18 protein-coding genes are annotated in these 19,194 nt (G+C 61.5%); 9 read left to right on the top strand and 9 right to left on the bottom strand.

Annotated elements, in window-relative coordinates:
- Positions 1 to 33: 33 nt before the first annotated feature.
- From OK411_RS01465 to OK411_RS01490, 6 genes are all read right to left on the bottom strand, one after another.
- Positions 34 to 816, bottom strand: a complete 783-nt coding sequence (locus tag OK411_RS01465; RefSeq protein WP_186568661.1) for an N-acetylmuramoyl-L-alanine amidase — start codon at positions 814 to 816, stop codon at positions 34 to 36.
- A 101-nt stretch (positions 817 to 917) separates the two neighbouring features.
- Positions 918 to 2,933: a GGDEF domain-containing protein gene (locus OK411_RS01470; protein WP_264364308.1), complete on the bottom strand. Its 2,016-nt coding sequence runs from the start codon at positions 2,931 to 2,933 to the stop codon at positions 918 to 920.
- The gene (locus tag OK411_RS01475) at positions 2,930 to 3,808 is read right to left on the bottom strand and encodes an endonuclease/exonuclease/phosphatase family protein (protein WP_024014985.1); all 879 of its coding nucleotides are present in this window, start codon (positions 3,806 to 3,808) and stop codon (positions 2,930 to 2,932) included. The genes OK411_RS01470 and OK411_RS01475 overlap by 4 nt, the downstream gene beginning before the upstream one ends.
- A gap of 14 nt (positions 3,809 to 3,822) precedes the next feature.
- Positions 3,823 to 4,464 (bottom strand): thiol:disulfide interchange protein DsbA/DsbL, encoded by a 642-nt coding sequence (locus OK411_RS01480; RefSeq protein WP_016772349.1) that lies wholly within the window; start codon positions 4,462 to 4,464, stop codon positions 3,823 to 3,825.
- A gap of 199 nt (positions 4,465 to 4,663) precedes the next feature.
- The gene (locus OK411_RS01485; protein ID WP_071173954.1) at positions 4,664 to 5,275 is read right to left on the bottom strand and encodes a c-type cytochrome; all 612 of its coding nucleotides are present in this window, start codon (positions 5,273 to 5,275) and stop codon (positions 4,664 to 4,666) included.
- A 30-nt stretch (positions 5,276 to 5,305) separates the two neighbouring features.
- Positions 5,306 to 5,611: a c-type cytochrome gene (locus OK411_RS01490; RefSeq protein WP_016772347.1), complete on the bottom strand. Its 306-nt coding sequence runs from the start codon at positions 5,609 to 5,611 to the stop codon at positions 5,306 to 5,308.
- Positions 5,612 to 5,802: 191 nt separating this feature from the next.
- Here OK411_RS01490 and yihA point away from each other — a divergent pair, with 191 nt between their 5' ends.
- Positions 5,803 to 6,447 (top strand): ribosome biogenesis GTP-binding protein YihA/YsxC, encoded by a 645-nt coding sequence (gene yihA / locus OK411_RS01495; RefSeq protein ID WP_122506339.1) that lies wholly within the window; start codon positions 5,803 to 5,805, stop codon positions 6,445 to 6,447.
- Positions 6,448 to 6,851: 404 nt separating this feature from the next.
- On the opposite strand, the gene polA is transcribed toward yihA, so the two are convergent.
- On the bottom strand, positions 6,852 to 9,656 hold the full coding sequence (gene polA, locus OK411_RS01500) for a DNA polymerase I (protein ID WP_264364309.1): 2,805 nt from the start codon (positions 9,654 to 9,656) through the stop codon (positions 6,852 to 6,854).
- 74 nt (positions 9,657 to 9,730) lie between these two features.
- Between polA and OK411_RS01505 the strand changes: the two genes are divergently transcribed.
- Together OK411_RS01505 and OK411_RS01510 are read left to right on the top strand one after the other, a co-directional pair.
- A complete protein-coding gene (locus OK411_RS01505; RefSeq protein ID WP_024014988.1) occupies positions 9,731 to 10,021 on the top strand; it encodes a DUF2782 domain-containing protein in 291 nt (96 codons plus the stop codon).
- A 58-nt stretch (positions 10,022 to 10,079) separates the two neighbouring features.
- Positions 10,080 to 11,033 (top strand): homoserine kinase, encoded by a 954-nt coding sequence (locus OK411_RS01510; RefSeq protein WP_110644676.1) that lies wholly within the window; start codon positions 10,080 to 10,082, stop codon positions 11,031 to 11,033.
- Positions 11,034 to 11,161: 128 nt separating this feature from the next.
- Here OK411_RS01510 and OK411_RS01515 read toward each other — a convergent pair whose 3' ends face one another.
- On the bottom strand, positions 11,162 to 12,082 hold the full coding sequence (locus OK411_RS01515; protein WP_110599964.1) for a zinc ABC transporter substrate-binding protein ZnuA: 921 nt from the start codon (positions 12,080 to 12,082) through the stop codon (positions 11,162 to 11,164).
- Positions 12,083 to 12,148: 66 nt separating this feature from the next.
- Between OK411_RS01515 and OK411_RS01520 the strand changes: the two genes are divergently transcribed.
- Genes OK411_RS01520 through OK411_RS01535 form a run of 4 tightly spaced genes read left to right on the top strand, consistent with a single transcriptional unit; the run spans position 12,149 to position 14,948 of the window.
- Positions 12,149 to 12,631, top strand: coding sequence for a Fur family transcriptional regulator (locus tag OK411_RS01520; protein ID WP_016772342.1), 483 nt, complete (start codon positions 12,149 to 12,151; stop codon positions 12,629 to 12,631).
- Positions 12,631 to 13,416, top strand: coding sequence for a zinc ABC transporter ATP-binding protein ZnuC (znuC, locus tag OK411_RS01525; protein ID WP_024014991.1), 786 nt, complete (start codon positions 12,631 to 12,633; stop codon positions 13,414 to 13,416). Before OK411_RS01520 ends, znuC begins: the two co-directional genes overlap by 1 nt.
- Positions 13,409 to 14,197, top strand: coding sequence for a zinc ABC transporter permease subunit ZnuB (znuB, locus tag OK411_RS01530; protein ID WP_016772340.1), 789 nt, complete (start codon positions 13,409 to 13,411; stop codon positions 14,195 to 14,197). The genes znuC and znuB overlap by 8 nt, the downstream gene beginning before the upstream one ends.
- Positions 14,198 to 14,234: 37 nt before the next feature.
- Positions 14,235 to 14,948: a PA5502 family lipoprotein gene (locus OK411_RS01535; protein ID WP_016772339.1), complete on the top strand. Its 714-nt coding sequence runs from the start codon at positions 14,235 to 14,237 to the stop codon at positions 14,946 to 14,948.
- Positions 14,949 to 15,056: 108 nt separating this feature from the next.
- On the opposite strand, the gene katE is transcribed toward OK411_RS01535, so the two are convergent.
- Positions 15,057 to 17,198 (bottom strand): catalase HPII, encoded by a 2,142-nt coding sequence (gene katE / locus OK411_RS01540; protein WP_264364310.1) that lies wholly within the window; start codon positions 17,196 to 17,198, stop codon positions 15,057 to 15,059.
- A 262-nt stretch (positions 17,199 to 17,460) separates the two neighbouring features.
- Between katE and OK411_RS01545 the strand changes: the two genes are divergently transcribed.
- Positions 17,461 to 18,468 carry a methionine ABC transporter ATP-binding protein gene (locus OK411_RS01545; RefSeq protein WP_016772338.1) on the top strand — a complete coding sequence of 336 codons (1,008 nt, stop codon included), beginning with the start codon at positions 17,461 to 17,463 and terminating at the stop codon, positions 18,466 to 18,468.
- On the top strand, positions 18,468 to 19,142 hold the full coding sequence (locus OK411_RS01550; protein ID WP_016772337.1) for a methionine ABC transporter permease: 675 nt from the start codon (positions 18,468 to 18,470) through the stop codon (positions 19,140 to 19,142). Before OK411_RS01545 ends, OK411_RS01550 begins: the two co-directional genes overlap by 1 nt.
- Positions 19,143 to 19,194 lie beyond the last annotated feature (52 nt).

The raw sequence follows: 19,194 nt of genomic DNA on the forward strand, positions 1-19,194 counted from the left end.
TGCGATTTCGCCCTGACCGTCGGGCGGGCGTCATTATTTTGTCTGATTGAGGACCAGAAGAAGTGCTGCGGTTTGCGCATCCGGCGTGCCGTCGAAGCGGGCAGGGCGGTAATGCATCTGGAACGCGGCGAGGACGTGGCGCGTGGCGACGTCCAGCTCGCCGGTCTGCGGTGTGTCGTAACCCAGACGCGCGAGTTGCGCCTGGAACCAGCCGATCTCCGGCAACGGGTTGCTGTTGAACACCGCCTGCTGACGCGCCACCGCTTGCTCGTTCGGCCACAGGCCAAGGCCTTCGGCGGCGAGACGTTTCCAGGGGAACAGTGGCCCCGGATCAAGCTTGCGCAACGGCGCGATGTCGCTGTGACCGATGATGTGCCGCGGGCTGATGCCGTTGCGTTTGCTGATGTCCTTGAGCAGGGTGATCAACGACTGGATCTGCGCTTCGCTGTACGGATACCACAGGCGCCCGGTCGGTGTGTCCTTGTAGCCGGGATTGACGATTTCGATGCCGATGGAACTGGAGTTCAGCCAGGTGCGGCCCTGCCACTGACTTTCGCCGGCGTGCCAGGCGCGCTGGTTTTCGTCCATCAGCTTGTACACGGTGGCGCTCTTGTCATCGCCGATCAGGTAATGGCTACTGACGTCGCCATGGGTCAGCAATTGCAGCGAACGCTCCAGAGACGCCGAGGTGTAATGCACCACAACGAACTGGATGCGGCTGTCGTAATTGGCCGAAGGATGGCTGGTGTCATAGCGCGGACCACTGGCGCAACCGGCGAGGACGAGCAGCGAGGCAACAAGGGCAAGGAATTTCATGGCAGAGGACGATACGCTGAAAACGATAATGCAACAGTGTAACGTACGGATTTGCTCAGAGTCCGCCAGCGGGCGGATTTAAACAAAATGGAACAATTGCCTTAGCCGAGCTCGACTCGGTTGCGCCCGGCGTTTTTTGCTCGGTACAGCGCCTGATCGGCTCTTTTCAGCACCAGATCGCTGTGTTCTCCCACCCGGAATGACGCGAGTCCCATGGAAATGGTGATAGTCACTCGCTCGCCCTTGAAATGAAACGGGCAGGCTTCGATCGCCGCGCGCAGGGTTTCCAGCAGTTTCGCGCCCACCGCTGGTGGCGTCGCGGGCAGCAACAGCACGAACTCCTCACCGCCGAAACGGGCGATGAAATCCGAGCCGCGCAGGCGTTTGCGCAATACCGTGGCGATGATCTTCAGCACTTTGTCGCCGGCCAGATGGCCATAGCTGTCGTTGATCCGCTTGAAGTGATCGAGGTCGAGCATGGCCAGGCTGAGGGTGTTGCCGTGCTGCTGCCATTGCTGGATTTCATGCTCCAGGCGTTCACTCCACGCCGCGCGGTTGGGCAGGCCGGTCAACGGATCGATCAGGGCTTTCTGCCGCTGCTCTTCAAGGTGTTCACGGAAGCCCATGGCTTCCTGTTCCATATGCGCCACGCGCTCCGACAGGCTCTTCAACCTGGCGGCGACTTCCTGCTCGCGGGCGTCGCGCTGCTTCTGGTGCTGATCCATCGTTCCCAGCAGGCCTTCCAGGTGATTCTCCAGCACATGCTTGAGGTCATCGAGGTCGGCTGCTTGCTGTACGCTGCTCTGCAAGCCATCGACCTGCTCGCGAATCTGCGTGTCCATGGCCCGCGCCGCCGAGCTGTTGTCGGCATGCCCTTCGCTGGCCGCTTGCAGGTTGCTCTGAAACGCTTCAAGGCGTTCGTTGAGCTGTTGCAGATAGGCTTCGAATTCGTGCTGACCGCTATCGGTAATCGCCAGCATCAAAGTCGCGAGATCGTCGAGGATCGGCAACAGTTCGTACCAGTTCAGCCCGTGTTTGAGCCGCTCGCGCATGGCTTCGGCTTGCGGCCGGTGGCGCTCGGGCAGGGTCAGGTCGTCGAGCAGGCCGATCAGCGTGTCTTCGATATGTCTGGCCACGGAGCTGTAGGACGGCTCCGGGGAATCCGGCAGAGCGAAGAGGATGTCGTGCTCCGACTGCTCCGGGTCGATGGCGGCCAAGGCCTGAGCGATCGGCTCGGGCAAGGGCAGGCTATCGAGAATCAGCGGCGACGGATCGCCGGGGTGGCTCAGTTCATCGGGGTTGAACGCCTCGGTTGCTGGCGCAGCGACGGTCATCTCGGCGTCAGCGGTTGGTTCAACCTGCGCTGGCTCGGCTTCAACGGCGACCACAGGCGCAGCGAACGCAACGACTTGCGGCTCATCAGGCGGTGTCTGGGCGGGCGTTTCGATGACGGTCTCGGGCGCTGCGATCGTTGGCTCAGCGTTGGCCACCGATGCCGATTGCGCAGGCTCCGGTTCAGGCTGCCGGGCTTCGACCGGCTGCGGCACTGGTGTTGCTGGTATGTCGGCCGCCGGTGCAACGGCTTCTTCACTGTCGCGACTACCAAACAAACGCTGCAACAACCCCGGCCGCCCCGGCTCGGCAGGCGTTTCCAACTGACTCAAGGCCTTGCCCTGCAAACCACTGAGTTCGCTCAACAGCAGCGGCATTTCCCGTGCCTGACCGACGCGGCTGTCCAGTTGTTTGGCAAATTTCTTCAGCGGTTGCGCGACTTCGCGCGGCAATGGCAGGGCCTGCAACTGGGTAACCAGCGCGGTCAGCGCGGTGCTGACCTGATCAATGCGCGTTTCACGGCGCTGCTCGGAGTCGAGCACGGCTTTTTCCAGACGCGGCAGCAGGGCGGCGAGGCCGGCGTCCATGTCATCGGTACGCACGACTTCGCGCATTTCTTTCATGCACTGATCGACGACCTTGTCGGTGCCCTCGGCCGCCAGCGTGCTGCGCACCAGACCGCGCCGCAGCAGGTCGAGTCGCGCGGCCCAGCGGCGTTCGAGCTTGTCCTGCTGTTCGATGCTCTTGAGGTACTTCTCTTTCCAGCGCTGGGCGTCGTCGCTCATTCACAGGTTCCGCGAGGGGCAGGGCTCAACGCGGGCAATGCGTCGGCCGTGAGCGAACCCGGCAGACGAATTTCCACCGCGACCGGCAGGTGATCGGAAATGGGCTGGGCCAGCACCTCGACCTTTTCCAGGGTCAGGGTCGGGCTGAGCAGAATATGATCAAGGCAACGCTGTGGGCGCCAGCTGGGGAAGGTCGCTTCCACCTGCGGGGCCAGCAGGCCGAGATCGCGTAACGGCGAGTGTTCGAGCAGGTCGCTGGCATGGGTATTCATGTCGCCCATCAGCACCTGATGCTTGTACCCGCTGATCAAATCACGAATGTAGGCCAGTTGCAGGCTGCGCGTCCGCGCGCCGAGGGCCAAATGCATCATCACCACCACCAGTGCCTCCGGACCTTCGCCGAAGCGCAGCAGGATCGCGCCGCGACCTTTCGGGCCGGGCAACGGGTGATCCTCGATCGCCCACGGCTTCAGGCGACTGAGCACGCCATTGCTGTGCTGGGCCAGTCGACCGAGGTTGCGATTGAGTTGTTGATACCAGTAGGGAAAGGCGCCGAGGTGGGCCAGATGTTCGACCTGATTGACGTAGCCCGAGCGCAGGCTGCCGCCATCGGCTTCCTGCAGGGCGACCAGATCGAAGTCGCCGAGCAGGTCACCGATCTTTTGCAGATTGCCGGAACGCCCGGTGTGCGGCAGCAGATGCTGCCAGCTGCGGGTCAGGTAATGCCGATAGCGTTCGGTGCTGATGCCGACCTGAATGTTGAAGCTCAGCAAGCGCAGACGCTGGTCTGCGGGCAGGCCCGTAGACGCCAGATGATGCTCGTTGACCTGCGGATCATGCAGGCCAACGATGCGTTCGGACTTCCAGCGGCGCATGGCGAATGCCGCGCTTAGTTGGCAGCAGCCTTGTTCGCCGCTCGCTCTTTGGCGACCAGATCGTCAGCCAGCTTCAATGCTTGCTCGGCACCACCGGCAGAGCCGATGTCGAAGCGGTATTTACCATTGACGATCATGGTTGGCACGCCAGTGATTTCGTACTTCTTCGCCAGCTCACGGGCTTTGACGATCTGGCCTTTGATAGCGAACGAGTCGAAAGTGGCGAGGAACTTGTCCTTGTCCACGCCTTGAGTGGCGAGGAAGTCAGCCATGTCGTTCTTGTCGGTGAGCTTCTTGTGTTCTTTCTGGATCGCGTTGAACACGGCGTTGTGCACCTGATGCTCGACACCCATGGCTTCCAGAGTCAGGAACATCTGACCGTGAGCGTCCCATGGGCCGCCGAACATGGCGGGAATGCGCACGAAGTTGACATCGGACGGCAGTTTTTCAACCCATGGATTGATCACTGGCTCAAAAGCGTAGCAATGCGGGCAGCCGTACCAGAACAGCTCGACCACTTCGATCTTGCCAGGCTTTGCCACCGGCACCGGGTTGGCCAGTTCGACGTAAGGGGCGGCAGGGGCTTCAGCGGCCTGGGCGGTGACGCCGAACAGGCTGGCAGCGACGAGGGCGGCGCTGATGATCAGATTACGCATGCTTTACTCCTGAACAATTTGGGTCGCCTCGCTCGACCTGTTTCGACACAGATCCTGGCGGGCATGAGTGCTGTAGTGTAACGGCAGCGGCCACAAAAAAGGGCGGCCAAAGCCACCCTTTTTATACTTGCTGCGAAGGATTAATCGAGCGTTAACGTGGCCGGCGCTGCGCGCCTCGTTCAGCCCTCGATTCAGGGCCTCAGTGCAGGCCCTGGATGTAGCTGGAAACCGCAGCGATGTCTTCATCGCTCAGCTTGCGCGCGATGGTGCGCATGGTCATCGCGTCGCCGTCGTTGGCGCGACCGCCTTCTTCCTTGCGGAAATCGGTCAGTTGCTTGGCGATGTATTGCGCATGCTGGCCACCCAAGTGTGGGAAGCCTGCGGCGGCATTGCCGGAGCCGTTCGGCGAGTGGCAGCCGGTGCAGGCTGGCAGACCTTTTTCCAGGTTGCCGCCACGGAACAGCGCTTCACCGCGAGCGACGATCTTCGGATCGGCGGCGCCGACGCTGCCTTTCTGGCTGGCGAAGTACGCAGCGATGTCGGCCAGATCCTGGTCATTCAGGTTGGTCAGCAGCCCGGTCATTTCCAGCACCACGCGCTTGCCCGACTTGATGTCGTGCAATTGCTTGTCGAGGTAGCGTTCACCTTGACCTGCCAGTTTCGGAAAGTTTGGCGCCATGCTGTTGCCGTCCGGGCCATGGCAGGCTCCGCACACGGCAGCTTTGGCCTGGCCTGCTGCGGCATCGCCGGCAGCATGGGCGACACCTGAAATTCCCACGGTCAACAGCAGACTCACGATCAATTTGTTCATCAGCTAATCCAACTACGGCTAAGGGTTAAGTTATGGACCGGGCTTACTCTCGCTCATCCACAGGATGATGGCCTGGTAATCCTCGGCACTGCAGTCCATGCACAAACCACGCGGCGGCATCGCCTTGAAACCCTGGGTCACGTGTTGCACCAGCGTCCCCATACCTTTCGCCAACCTCGGCGTCCAAGCTTCCTGATCGCCTCTTGCGGGCGCCATGGGTAGTTGGCCGGAATGACAGGCACCACAAACACGGTTGTACACAGCTTCCGGATCCTGTGTAGCCTGTGCGCTGTAAAGCGGCATCAAGACTCCGGCAGCCAGCAGCCATTTCGTCATAAAACGACCTTTTCAGGGTTGAGAGCGTTCTGCGTTCTAATGCGCAATCAAAGTCTGTCGCTCTCGTGAACTTCATCCTTCGCTGGGACAAAGCACACACAAAATCTGCGGCATTATATACTGGCGTCACTGAAACGGAAGCGACACCGCGTTCCGCGCCCATTCCCGGCGCCGCCCACATCGGAAATCCCATGCAACTCAAGAATCCCATCCTCGGCCTGTGCCAACAGTCCACGTTCATGCTCAGTGCCGCCAAAGTCGATCAATGCCCAGACGACGAAGGCTTCGAAGTGGCGTTTGCCGGTCGTTCCAACGCTGGCAAATCCAGCGCGCTGAACACCCTGACCCACGCCAGCCTGGCGCGCACCTCGAAAACTCCGGGCCGCACACAGCTGTTGAACTTCTTCAAGCTAGACGAAGATCGCCGTCTGGTCGACCTGCCGGGGTACGGTTATGCAAAAGTACCGATCCCGCTCAAGCAACACTGGCAGCGCCACCTCGAGGCTTACCTCGGTGGTCGGGAGAGTTTGAAAGGTCTGATTCTGATGATGGATATCCGCCATCCGATGACCGACTTCGACCTGCTGATGCTCGACTGGGCCGTCGCCGCCGGCATGCCGATGCACATCCTGCTGACCAAGGCCGACAAGCTCACCTACGGCGCAGCCAAGAACACCCTGCTGAAAGTACAGTCGGAAATCCGCAAAGGCTGGGGCGACTCGATCACCATCCAGTTGTTCTCCGCACCAAAACGCATGGGCCTGGAAGAGGCCTACACTGTACTGGCCGACTGGATGGAACTGGCAGACAAAGGCGCCGAGGCGGCAGCCGAGTAAGACAATTTCAAAACTGACTGTGGTGCTGTCAGGCAAGGCGAAAGCACCGCTAAAAAGCGGAGTTTAGGGTACCTAAATGAGCATTTTTAGCGGTGCTTTTAACGCAGCATGACGGCATCACAGCCAGTTTTGGGGCAAAAAAAGCCCCGGACTTCATTGGGGAGGGAGAAGTTCCGGGGTTCAAGGTCCGAACCGCTAGGGCGGGGTTCAGATATCTGCCAACACTTAACACAACATAGGAGCATCGAAGGGCTTCACCAGCCATTCAGTACCTCTGAGTGTTCGATCAACAGATTAGTTCAGATTTTTTTCAAAAAGCTTTGGAATAGCCTCAAGTATTTATCGGTCTAAGCCCGGTTCCCGGGGCTTGCCGCGACGGCGCGTCGCGGCAACTCTGCCAATACTCAGTGCGCCTCATCCCAGTTGTTGCCAACGCCAACTTCCACCAGCAGCGGCACATCCAGTTTCGCCGCTTCGCTCATGTGCGTACGAATCTCGGCGCTGACCTGCTCGACCAGATCCTCGCGAACCTCCAGCACCAGTTCGTCGTGCACTTGCAGGATGACCCGCGCGTCCAGACCCGACGTGGTCAGCCAGTTATCCACAGCCACCATGGCTTTCTTGATGATGTCCGCTGCCGTGCCCTGCATCGGCGCGTTGATCGCTGTGCGTTCTGCAGCGGCGCGTTCCTGCGGCTTGTTCGAGTTGATCTCCGGCAGGTAGAGGCGACGCCCGAAGAAAGTTTCGACGTAACCCTGATCCGCCGCCTGCGCGCGAGTGCGCTCCATGTATTCGCGAACGCCTGGATAACGAGCGAAGTAAGTATCGATGTAGGCCTTGGCGGTCTTGGTGTCGACGCCGATGTCCTTGCCGAGCTTCTGCGCGCCCATGCCGTAGATCAGACCGAAGTTGATCGCCTTGGCGCTGCGGCGCTGGTCGGAGGTCACTTGATCGAGCTCGACCTTGAATACTTCGGCAGCGGTTGCAGTGTGCACGTCGAGATTGTTGCGGAAGGCGTTCATCAGGCCTTCGTCACGGGACAGGTGCGCCATGATCCGCAGTTCGATCTGCGAATAGTCCGCCGCCAGCAGTTTGTAGCCCTTCGGCGCGACGAACGCCTGACGAATGCGTCGGCCTTCGGCGGTGCGCACCGGAATGTTCTGCAGGTTCGGGTCACTGGAGGACAGGCGCCCGGTCGAAGCCACAGCCTGGTGATACGAGGTGTGGATGCGCCCGGTGCGCGGGTTGATCTGCTCCGGCAGGCGATCGGTGTAGGTGCTTTTCAGCTTGCTCATCGAGCGGTGCTCCATCAGCACCTTCGGCAAGCGGTGATCGTCTTCGGCGAGTTTCGCCAACACTTCTTCAGCGGTGGACGGCTGGCCTTTGGCGGTTTTCTTCAGCACCGGCAGGCCGAGCTTTTCATAAAGAATCACGCCCAGCTGCTTCGGCGAGCCGAGGTTGAATTCTTCCCCGGCGATTTCGAAGGCTTCACGCTCCAGCGCGACCATTTTGTTGCCCAGCTCGATGCTCTGAATGCCCAGCAACTCGGCATCGACGAACGCGCCCTGGCGTTCGATGCGCGCCAGCACCGGTACCAGCGGGATTTCGATGTCGGTCAGCACGCTGGCCAGGCTCGGAATCGCGCTGAGCTTGTCGAACAGGATCTGGTGCAGGCGCAGGGTGATGTCGGCGTCTTCGGCGGCGTACGGCCCGGCCTGTTCCAGGGCGATCTGGTCGAAGGTCAGCTGCTTGGCACCTTTGCCGGCGATGTCCTGGAAGCTCACCGTGGTGTGATCGAGGTATTTCTGCGCGAGGCTGTCCATGTCATGGCGGGTTGCGGTGGAGTTGAGTACGTAGGACTCGAGCATGGTGTCGAAGGCGATGCCGCGCACGCTGATGCCTTCACTCTGATCGCCGCCAATGGCGCAGTTGGCCAGAATGTTCATGTCGAACTTGGCGTGCTGGCCGACCTTGAGCTTGTTCGGGTCTTCCAGAATCGGCTTGAGTGCGCGCAGCACGGTGTCGCGATCCAGCTGCTCCGGCACGCCGATGTAGGAATGGGTCAGCGGGATGTACGCGGCTTCGTTGGCCTGTACGGCGAACGACAGGCCAACCAGTTGCGCCTGCTGCGCGTCGATGCCGGTGGTCTCGGTGTCGAAGGCGATCAGTTTGGCGTTGCGCAGTTTTTCCAGCCAGACGTCGAAGCGAGCCTGATCGAGGATGGTTTCGTATGCGGCCTCGACAGGAGCAACAGGTGCCTCGGCTTGCGGGGCGCTGAACAGATCGCCCGCCGGCGCAGGTTCGGCCGCCGCGCTCAGTTCCAGACGCTTGGCATCGCGATCCAGATCATTGAGCCAGCTCTTGAATTCAAGCAGGGTGTACAGCTCGTAGAGTTTGGCCGGGTCTTCCGCGCCCATTTGCAGATCATCGAGGCCGATATCCAGCGGCACGTCGACCTTGATGGTCGCCAGTTGATAGGACAGGAAAGCCATCTCCCGGTGCTCTTCGAGCTTGGCCGGCAAGGTTTTTGCGCCACGGATCGGCAGGGTCGGCACGATGTCGAGGTTGGCGTACAGCTCGGTCAGGCCGCCGTTGACGCCGACCAGCAGGCCGGACGCCGTCTTCGGGCCGATGCCCGGCACGCCCGGAATGTTGTCGGACGAATCGCCCATCAGCGCCAGATAATCGATGATCTGCTCCGGTGCGACGCCAAATTTCTCCTTAACGCCCTCCACATCCATCGAGCTACCGGACATGGTGTTGACCAAGGTAATGTGGCCATCGACCAGTTGCGCCATATCCTTGTCACCGGTGGAGATGATCACCGGGCGATCGGCGGCGGCGCTGCTGCGGGCGAGGGTGCCGATCACGTCGTCGGCCTCGACGCCGTCGACGCACAGGAGCGGGAAGCCGAGGGCGATCACGCTCTGGTGCAGCGGCTCGATCTGCACGCGCATGTCATCGGGCATGCTCGGCCGGTTGGCCTTGTATTCGGCGTACATCTCATCGCGAAATGTCCCGCCCTTGGCGTCGAACACTACGGCGAAGGGGCTGTCCGGGTACTGCTTGCGCAGACTCTTGAGCATGTTCAGCACGCCTTTGACCGCACCGGTCGGCAGGCCTTTGGACGTGGTCAGTGGCGGCAGTGCATGAAAGGCGCGGTACAGGTAAGACGAACCGTCCACCAGGACGAGGGGGGCTTGGCTCATGAGCAGGATCAACCTTTTCGGCGGGTCCGGGGCTAGAATAGCGGGACCGTTGACGACAAAGGGACAAGGTTATCATGCGTACGTTAAATCGCTTGCTGCTGGTCGGGTTGATCGCTGTCTCACCACTGGCCGCGATGGCGGCGGATGATGCGCCGGGCGGCGACCCCGAGGTCACCATTCGCACGGAGGGGGACAAAACCATTCAGGAGTACAGCCGGAATGGCTTCGTCTATGCGATCAAGGTCACGCCCAAGAAGGGCAAACCGTATTTCCTGGTGCGCGCCGATGGTTCGGACGCCAATTACATCAGATCCGACCAGCCGGATATGCTGATTCCGTCGTGGGAAATCTTTACCTGGAAGTAAGCTTCCCGATTTTTAATCGGCGTCGCCTGACTGCGGCGCCAAAACTGAGCAGTTTTCAATGTCTGTGTTCACTCCCCTGGCTCGGCCCGAGCTGGAAACCTTTCTCGCCCCTTACGGGCTCGGCCGTCTGCTTGATTTCCAGGGGATCGCCGCCGGCAGCGAAAACACCAATTTCTTCATCAGTCTGGAGCAGGGCGAGTTTGTCCTGACCCTGGTCGAGCGCGGCCCGGTGCAGGAGATGCCGTTCTTCATCGACCTGCTCGACGTGCTGCACGAAGCCGAACTGCCGGTGCCTTACGCCCTGCGCACCACCGACGGCTTGGCCCTGCGTGAGCTCAAAGGCAAACCGGCGCTGCTGCAACCGCGCCTGTCCGGCAAGCACATCAAAGTCGCCAACGCCCAGCACTGCGCCCAGGTCGGCGAGTTGCAGGCGCATCTGCACCTGGCGACCCAGGGCGAGCGCATGATCAAGCGCAAGACCGATCGTGGTCTGGACTGGATGCTGGAGGAGGGCACTGAATTTCTCTCGCACCTGAGCGATGAGCCGCGTGCCTTGCTGCAAAAGGCGCTGGATGAGATCACCGAGCGCAAAGACAAGATCCTTGCACTGCCTCGGGCGAACATTCACGCCGACCTGTTCCGCGACAACGCCATGTTCGAAGGCACCCACCTGACCGGGCTGATCGACTTCTACAACGCCTGCTCGGGGCCGATGCTGTACGACGTGGCAATTGCCTTGAATGACTGGTGTTCTGACGAGGAGGGCGTGATCGATGGCCCGCGTGCGCGTGCGTTTCTCGGTGCCTATGCGGCGCTGCGGCCGTTCACGGCGGCGGAGGCTGAGCTCTGGCCAACGATGTTGCGTGTGGCCTGTGTGCGGTTCTGGCTGTCACGCTTGATCGCCGCCGAGCAGTTCGCCGGGCAGGATGTGTTGATTCACGATCCGCAAGAGTTCGAGCAGCGCCTGGCGCAGCGGCAGAAGGTCAATACACCGTTGCCCTTCGCCCTCTGAGTAGATTCGCCAAGCAAACATGAACCTGTGGGAGCGAGCCTGCTCGCGAAGGCGGCGGCCCGTTCAGCATTTTTGCTGACTGACTCACCGCTTTCGCGAGCAGGCTCGCTCCCACAGGGTTTGTGTTGTTACAGCGATTCCAGGCATCCGGCCAGATCATTGCCGAGTTTTTCCAGCACCTGCTCATAGCCCTGAGCCGTCGCCGGGGTGTACCCGCCCAACGCATCCAGTTCCGCCAGCTTCACCGGCAGGCCAGCCACCAGTGTTTCCGCCAGGCGCGGACGCAATGGCGGTTCGCTGAACACACAGGTCTTGCCTACTTCCTGCAAACGCTTGCGCATCGCCGCGACATGCTGGGCGCCGGGCTGTACTTCGGCGGCCACTGCGAACACGCCCGCGTGCTTCAGGCCGTAAGCGTCTTCGAAATAATCAAAGGCCTCGTGAAAGACGAAGTACGGCTTGCCTTCGACATTGGCCAGGCGCTTCTTCAAACGCTGATCGAGCGCATCCAGACGTTCATCGAAGGCTTTGGCATTGCTCTGATAACGCTGGGCATTGGCCGGGTCGGCGGCGCTGAGGTCGGCGGCCATTTTGTCGGCGATTACCCGCGCATTGACCGGTGACAGCCACAAATGTGCATCCAGCGAGCCGGGGCGATGATCATGATCATGCTCATCGGCCTCTTCGGCGTGGGAATGGTTGTCCGCGCCGAAATGCCTCAGGTTGAGGCCTGGCAGATCCTGCACCGCGACGCTCGGCAGGCTGCGACCGCCGAGCACGCGCGGCAGGAAACCTTCCATGTCCGGGCCGATCCAGTAGAGCAGATCGACCGACTGCACCTTCCGTACGTCGGACGGGCGCAGGGCGTAATTGTGCGGCGAGGCACCCGGTGGCAGCAGCACCTCGGGAATCGCCACGCCGTCCTGCACGGCAGCGGCAATCAACTGCAACGGTTTGATGCTGGTGAGCACTTTGACCTCGGCCTGAGCCGTACCGATCAGCAGAAAACTGGCAACAAAAGCCACAAAAACAGAAAAAAGTCGGGACACGATGACCACTCAAGGAAGCGAGAACGGGTAACATAATAACGTCTCCAGCAAATCTCGTCGCCGCTCATGCCTATTACCCCGATTGCCAGCCGTCCCCACGACCACTCCCATTGCGTGCACAGCGCTTTGTCCGAGGCCGATACCTTGTGCGCGCAGAAAGGTTTGCGTCTGACTGCCCTGCGCCGCCGCGTGCTGGAACTGGTCTGGCAAAGCCACAAGCCACTGGGTGCCTATGACATCCTCGCGGTGCTCAGCGAGCAGGACGGCCGCCGCGCCGCGCCGCCTACGGTGTACCGCGCACTGGATTTCCTGCTGGAAAACGGCCTGGTCCATCGCATCTCGTCGCTCAACGCCTTCGTTGGCTGCGTGCATCCTGAACACGCGCATCAGGGCCAGTTCCTGATCTGCCGCGAGTGCCACGCCGCGATCGAACTTGAACAAAAAGTAATCAGCGACGCGATCATCAGCAGCGCCAGAGACGTCGGTTTCATCGTCGAAGCGCAGACGGTCGAAGTGGTTGGTCTGTGCGCCGGTTGCCAGGGGGCCTGATGAGCAACGCGCTGATCCGTCTGGAGCAGGTCGCCGTCACGTTTGCCGGGCAGACCGTGCTGGACAACATCGAGCTGAGCGTCGAGCCGGGGCAGATCGTCACCCTGATCGGCCCCAACGGCGCCGGCAAGACCACGCTGGTACGCGCCGTGCTCGGGCTGTTGAAGCCGAACAGTGGCAGCGTCTGGCGCAAACCGAAACTGCGCGTCGGCTACATGCCGCAGAAACTGCATGTCGACCCGACCCTGCCGCTGTCAGTGCTGCGCTTCCTGCGCCTGGTGCCCGGCGTCGATCGTTCGCGTGCCCTGGCCGCGTTGAAGGAAGTCGGTGCCGAACATGTGATCGACAGCCCGGTGCAGAGCGTTTCCGGCGGCGAAATGCAGCGCGTGCTGCTGGCTCGGGCACTGCTGCGTGAGCCAGAGCTGCTGGTGCTCGATGAGCCGGTGCAGGGCGTCGACGTGGCCGGGCAGGCCGAGTTGTACAGCCTGATTACCCGGCTGCGCGACCGCCACGGTTGCGGCGTGCTGATGGTGTCCCACGATTTGCATCTGGTGATGAGCACCACCGATCAGGTGGTCTGCCTGAACCGCCACGTCTGCTGCTCCGGGCACCCCGAGCAGGTCAGCGGCGATCCGGCATTCGTCGAACTGTTCGGCAAGAACGCGCCGAGTCTGGCGATCTATCACCACCATCACGACCACGCCCACGACCTGCACGGTTCGGTGGTCAAAGGCCCGCTCGGCGGGCAACCTCATGTTCATGGAGACGGCTGCAAGCATGGCTGATTTTCTTTTGTATGCCCTGCTTGCAGGTCTGGCCCTGGCGCTGGTGGCCGGACCGCTCGGCTCGTTTGTGGTGTGGCGGCGCATGGCCTATTTCGGCGATACGCTGTCCCACGCTGCGTTGCTTGGCGTGGCGCTGGGCTTTCTGCTGGACGTCAGCCCGACGGTGGCGGTGACGGTCGGTTGCCTGCTGCTGGCGGTGCTCTTGGTGACGCTGCAACAGCGCCAGCCGCTGGCGTCCGACACGCTGTTGGGAATTCTTGCGCCAAGCACGCTCTCTCTCGGCCTGGTGGTACTAAGCTTCATGCATGAAGTGCGGATCGACCTGATGGCCTATCTGTTCGGCGACTTGCTGGCAATCAGTCCGAGCGACCTGGCGTGGATTCTCGGCGGCACTGCGGCGGTGCTGGTGTTGCTGGTGACGCTGTGGCGGCCGCTGCTGGCGGTCACCGTGCACGAAGAACTGGCGCGGGTCGAAGGCTTGCCGGTGGCGGGTTTGCGCTTGGCGCTGATGCTGTTGATCGCGGTGGTGATCGCCGTGGCGATGAAAATCGTCGGGGTGCTGCTGATCACTTCGCTGCTGATCATCCCTGCGGCTGCGGCACAGCGTCACGCCCGTTCGCCGGAGCAGATGGCCTTGGGCGCGAGCCTGCTGGGCATGCTCGCAGTGTGCGGCGGGCTGGCGTTGTCGTGGTTCAAGGACACCCCGGCGGGGCCGTCTATCGTGGTGACGGCAGCCGCGCTGTTTCTGTTGAGTTTTGTTCTGCCCCGTCGTGGGGTGTAGACTTGGCCGCTTTTTGCGCAATTAGAGAGTCGCAGGAATGAAGCCGTTCGCCTCCCGTTATCTGCTCCTTGTCGCATTTTCAGTGCTGCTGGGCGCCTGCCAAAGCACGCCGCCGGTGGCTGAAGTCCCGGATGCGCGGGCTACGGCCATCGCACAGCTGGAGCAAAGCCTGGCCAGCAGCGAACTGGCCACCGCCGAAGACCAGTTGGCCGCGTTGCAGGCCGCAACCCCCAATGATCAATCCCTTGAGCAGTACCAGCGGCAGCTGGCCGAGGCGTATTTGCGCCGCAGCCAGATCGTCCTGCAGAAAGGCGATGTCAACGCTGCCGCCACCGCGCTCAGCCGCGCCCGTGCTCTGATGCCCAAGGCGCCGGCGCTGACCGGCGGCGTCAACGGCGCGATCACCGAAGCGCGCAAGGCCGAGCTGGAAAAGGCTGAGGCCGCGCTGCTGGCTGCCGAAGCCAGGCCGAAAGCCAAGGTCATCGACCCGACCGCCGAGAGCACCACCGTTGCGTTGAACATCGGCGATATTCACAAGCTGCAACGACAACTCGATGCGATCGCCGCCGATGTGGTGAATTACGAATGCGCCGTCAGCATTCAGGCGCCGCGCACCGCGGATTACCCGTGGCTGGCGACGTTGCTGAGCAAGCGAGTCAAGAAGCTCGATCCTGATTTTGATCTGCAGATCGAGAAGCAGATCTTGCGCACAGTGCCGGCGCAGATGGTTTTAAGCCCGCGTAAACCATAAAAAGCTTCGTCGGAACGCCGCCCGGAGCAGGCTCGCTCCCACAGGTGCAACAGCGTACCTGTGGGAGCGAGCCTGCTCGCGAAAGCGTCCGCTCAGCCAATAAAGATCTTAAGCCGGAATCGCCTTGGCCTTAGGCTCCCGCGCCCAGACGCGATGCTCGCCAATCGCGGCGAAGAACGGTTTGGTCAACGCACCCACATCCGCGCCCTGCAACAGCCCCGCATCCGCATCGAGCTTCAGCAAGTCCTGCAACTGCTTGGCCTCGCCGTGCAGCGCGATCGCCTTCAGGTGCTTGTAGGCCTCCAGCAGATAATGCAGCGCCACGCCGTCGCCGCTCATCGCGGTAATCGACGCCGCGCCACCCGGTACGAACACCGCATCGAACGCAATTGAAGGCATGCCTTCCATCGACGCATCCACCGGCAATGCCTTGCCGTCAGCGGTCTTCACTGGCGCCGAGGTCGGGCCAAGCAGTTTCGCGTGGGCGCCTTCGGCTTCCAGCGCTTTCTTCATCGCATCGATGGCCGCAGCGTCAACACCGTTGGCAGCAAGGATCGCCACTTTGCGCGTTTTGATGTTGCCTGGTAGCAGGTTGGCCTGGCTCAGCGCTGGCGACTGCTCCAGCGAGGTCTTGCGCACTTCGACCGTGCCTTTGGCTGGGGCCGGCAAACCGAGGTTCTCCGCCACGCGTTTGGCCAGGGTCAGGTCGATATTGGCGAGGATCTCGTTCACTTCACGGGCACGGATGAACTCACGTTCGACCTTGCCCAGCTCGAAGCTGTAGGCAGCGATGATGTGCTCTTTCTCGTGGTCGCTCATGCTGTTGAAGAACAAGCGGGCCTGGGAGAAGTGATCGCTGAACGACTCGCTGCGTTGACGGATCTTCGCTGCGTCGATGCGCTCCGGGTAGCTCTCGAAACCACCGTCCTGTGCCGCCGGCGGGGTTTCTTTCGGCCAGCCGCCGTCGATCGAGTTTGGCTCGTAAGAAGCGCGGCCCTTGTCGATGGTGGTGCGGTGCTGTGCGTCACGCTGGCCGTTGTGGAACGGCGCAACCGGACGGTTGATCGGCAGCTCATGGAAGTTCGGCCCGCCGAGTCGGCTGATCTGCGTGTCGGTGTAGGAGAACAGACGACCTTGCAGCAGCGGGTCGTTGGAGAAGTCGATGCCCGGCACGATATGGCCCGGGCAGAAGGCGACCTGCTCAGTTTCGGCGAAGAAGTTGTCCGGGTTGCGGTTCAGGGTCATTTTGCCCAGCGGCGTAATCGGAACGATTTCTTCGGGGATGATCTTGGTCGGATCGAGGATGTCGAAGTCGAAGTCGTGTTCGTTCTCTTCTTCGACGATCTGTACGCCCAGCTCCCACTCCGGGTAATCGCCCATTTCGATCGCTTCCCACAGGTCGCGACGGTGGTAGTCGGTGTCTTTACCGGCGAGCTTCTGCGCCTCGTCCCACACCAGCGAGCAAGTGCCGGCGGTAGGGCGCCAGTGGAATTTGACGAAGCGTGATTTGCCCTCGGCGTTGATCAGGCGGAAGGTGTGTACGCCAAAGCCCTGCATGCTGCGCAGGCTTTTCGGGATCGCCCGGTCGGACATCGCCCAGATGACCATGTGCGCCGATTCCGGCACCAGCGAGACGAAGTCCCAGAACGTGTCGTGAGCCGAGCCGCCGGTGGGGATTTCGTTGTGCGGCTCGGGTTTCACCGCGTGGACGAAGTCCGGGAACTTGATCGCGTCCTGAATGAAGAACACCGGCATGTTGTTGCCGACCAAGTCGAAGTTGCCTTCATCGGTAAAAAATTTCACCGCAAAGCCGCGCACGTCACGCACGGTATCGCCGGAACCCCGTGGCCCCTGCACCGTGGAAAAGCGCACGAACACTGGGGTTTTCTTGCCCGGATCCTGCAGGAAACCGGCCTTGGTCAGCGCTGCATGGTTCTCGTAGGTCTGAAAGAAACCGTGGGCGCCGGTGCCGCGCGCATGGACGATGCGCTCCGGAATCCGCTCATGGTCAAAGTGCGTGATTTTTTCACGCATGATGAAGTCTTCCAGCAGCGAAGGCCCGCGCGGCCCGGCTTTGAGGGTGTTCTGGTTGTCGGCGATCTTCACGCCCTGATTGGTGCGCAGTGCCTGACCGGTGGCGTCCGAACGGAATTCTTCCAGGCTGTCGAGCTTGGCGTTGGTGTTGGCACGATCCGGGGTGTCGGTTCCGGCCATCTCGCTTTTATCGGGTGCAGGCTTTTTGATGCTCATCAGACGTAAACTCCTCGTTTGGCCCCGGATGCCTTCCGCAGACCCTTGAGTGATTCCCGGGCACGGCACCCAGGGTTTCAAGTCGCTTACTTAGTGACTGATGAGCGTTTCAGCCGTTCCGTTTATCTGACCTTTGATCGCGTTATTGCCAAATTGAAGGTTAATTGCGAAATAAATGCTAAGAACCTCTATACGGACAGGCTAAAATGCGCGCCCGGCTAACCGCTGATCCTTTTCCAACGCGCCCCACAAGGTTCGCTACGTGATCGAGTTTCAAAACGTCCACAAGACTTACCGCGTTGCCGGTAAGGATATTCCCGCGCTGCACCCGACCAGTCTCGCCATCGAGAACGGCCAGGTGTTCGGCCTGATTGGCCATTCCGGTGCGGGCAAAAGTACCCTGCTGCGGCTGATCAATCGCCTGGAAGATTCCAGTGGCGGCAAGATCATCGTCGACGGCGAAGAAGTCACCGCACTGGACGCCAACGGCCTGCGCCGTTTCCGCCAGCAGGTCGGGATGATCTTCCAGCACTTCAACCTGCTCGCCTCCAAGACCGTCGCCGACAACGTGGCCCTGCCGCTGACCTTGGCCGGTGAGCTGTCGAGCAGTGAAATCAATCAACGCGTGGCCGAGCTGCTGGCGCGGGTCGGTTTGTCCGACCACGCGAAAAAGTACCCGGCGCAATTGTCCGGCGGTCAGAAGCAACGCGTCGGCATTGCCCGTGCGCTGGCGACCAAGCCGAAGATTCTGCTGTGCGACGAGGCCACCAGTGCCCTCGACCCGCAGACCACCGCATCGGTTCTGCAACTGCTGGCGGAAATCAATCGCGAACTGAAACTGACCATCGTCCTGATCACCCACGAGATGGACGTGATCCGGCGCGTCTGCGATCAGGTCGCGGTGATGGACGCCGGCGTGATCGTCGAGCAGGGTCCGGTGGCCGATGTGTTTCTGCATCCGCAGCACCCGACCACCAAGCGTTTCGTCCAGGAAAGCGAGCAGATCGACGAGAGCGAGCAGCGTGACGACTTCGCCCACGTGCCGGGGCGTATCGTGCGTCTGACCTTCCAGGGCGAGGCGACCTACGCGCCGTTGCTCGGCACCGTCGCGCGGGAAACCGGCGTTGACTACAGCATCCTCGCCGGTCGCATCGACCGCATCAAAGACATTCCGTACGGGCAACTGACCCTCGCTGTCACCGGTGGCGACATGGAGGCGGCGTTTGCCCGCTTCACCGCCGCTGACGTTCACATGGAGGTGTTGCGCTAATGGCCGACCTGATGAGTTTCTTCGCCAATATCGACTGGTACGAAATCTGGCTGGCCACCGGCGACACCATGCTGATGCTCGGCGGTTCGCTGCTGTTCACCGTGCTGCTCGGCCTGCCGCTGGGCGTGCTGCTGTTTCTCTGCAGCCCGCGCCAGTTGCTGGAAAACCGTGGCCTCTACGCCGTGCTGTCGCTGGTGGTGAACATTTTGCGTTCGCTGCCGTTCATTATTCTGCTGATTGTGATGATCCCGTTCACCGTGCTGATCACGGGCACCTCGCTGGGTGTGGCCGGGGCGATCCCGCCGCTGGTGGTTGGTGCTACGCCGTTCTTCGCGCGTCTGGTGGAAACCGCGCTGCGCGAAGTCGATCGCGGCATCATCGAAGCGACCCAGTCGATGGGCGCGACCACGCGGCAGATCATCATGAACGCCTTGCTGCCGGAAGCCCGTCCGGGCATCTTCGCAGCGATTACGGTGACAGCGATTACACTGGTGTCCTACACGGCGATGGCCGGTGTGGTCGGCGCCGGTGGTCTGGGCGACCTGGCGATCCGTTTCGGCTACCAGCGTTTCCAGACTGACGTGATGATCGTCACCGTGGTGCTGCTGTTGATTCTGGTGCAAGTGCTGCAAATGGTTGGCGACCGTCTGGTCGTGCATTTCTCGCGCAAATAAGCGGTTTTTTAATCAAGAGGCGCGGGCCATTCGCTGGCGGGCGCCCTCACAA

Origin of the sequence: Pseudomonas sp. RG1 (assembly GCF_025910115.1) — a bacterium.
GTDB lineage: Bacteria > Pseudomonadota > Gammaproteobacteria > Pseudomonadales > Pseudomonadaceae > Aquipseudomonas > Aquipseudomonas atacamensis.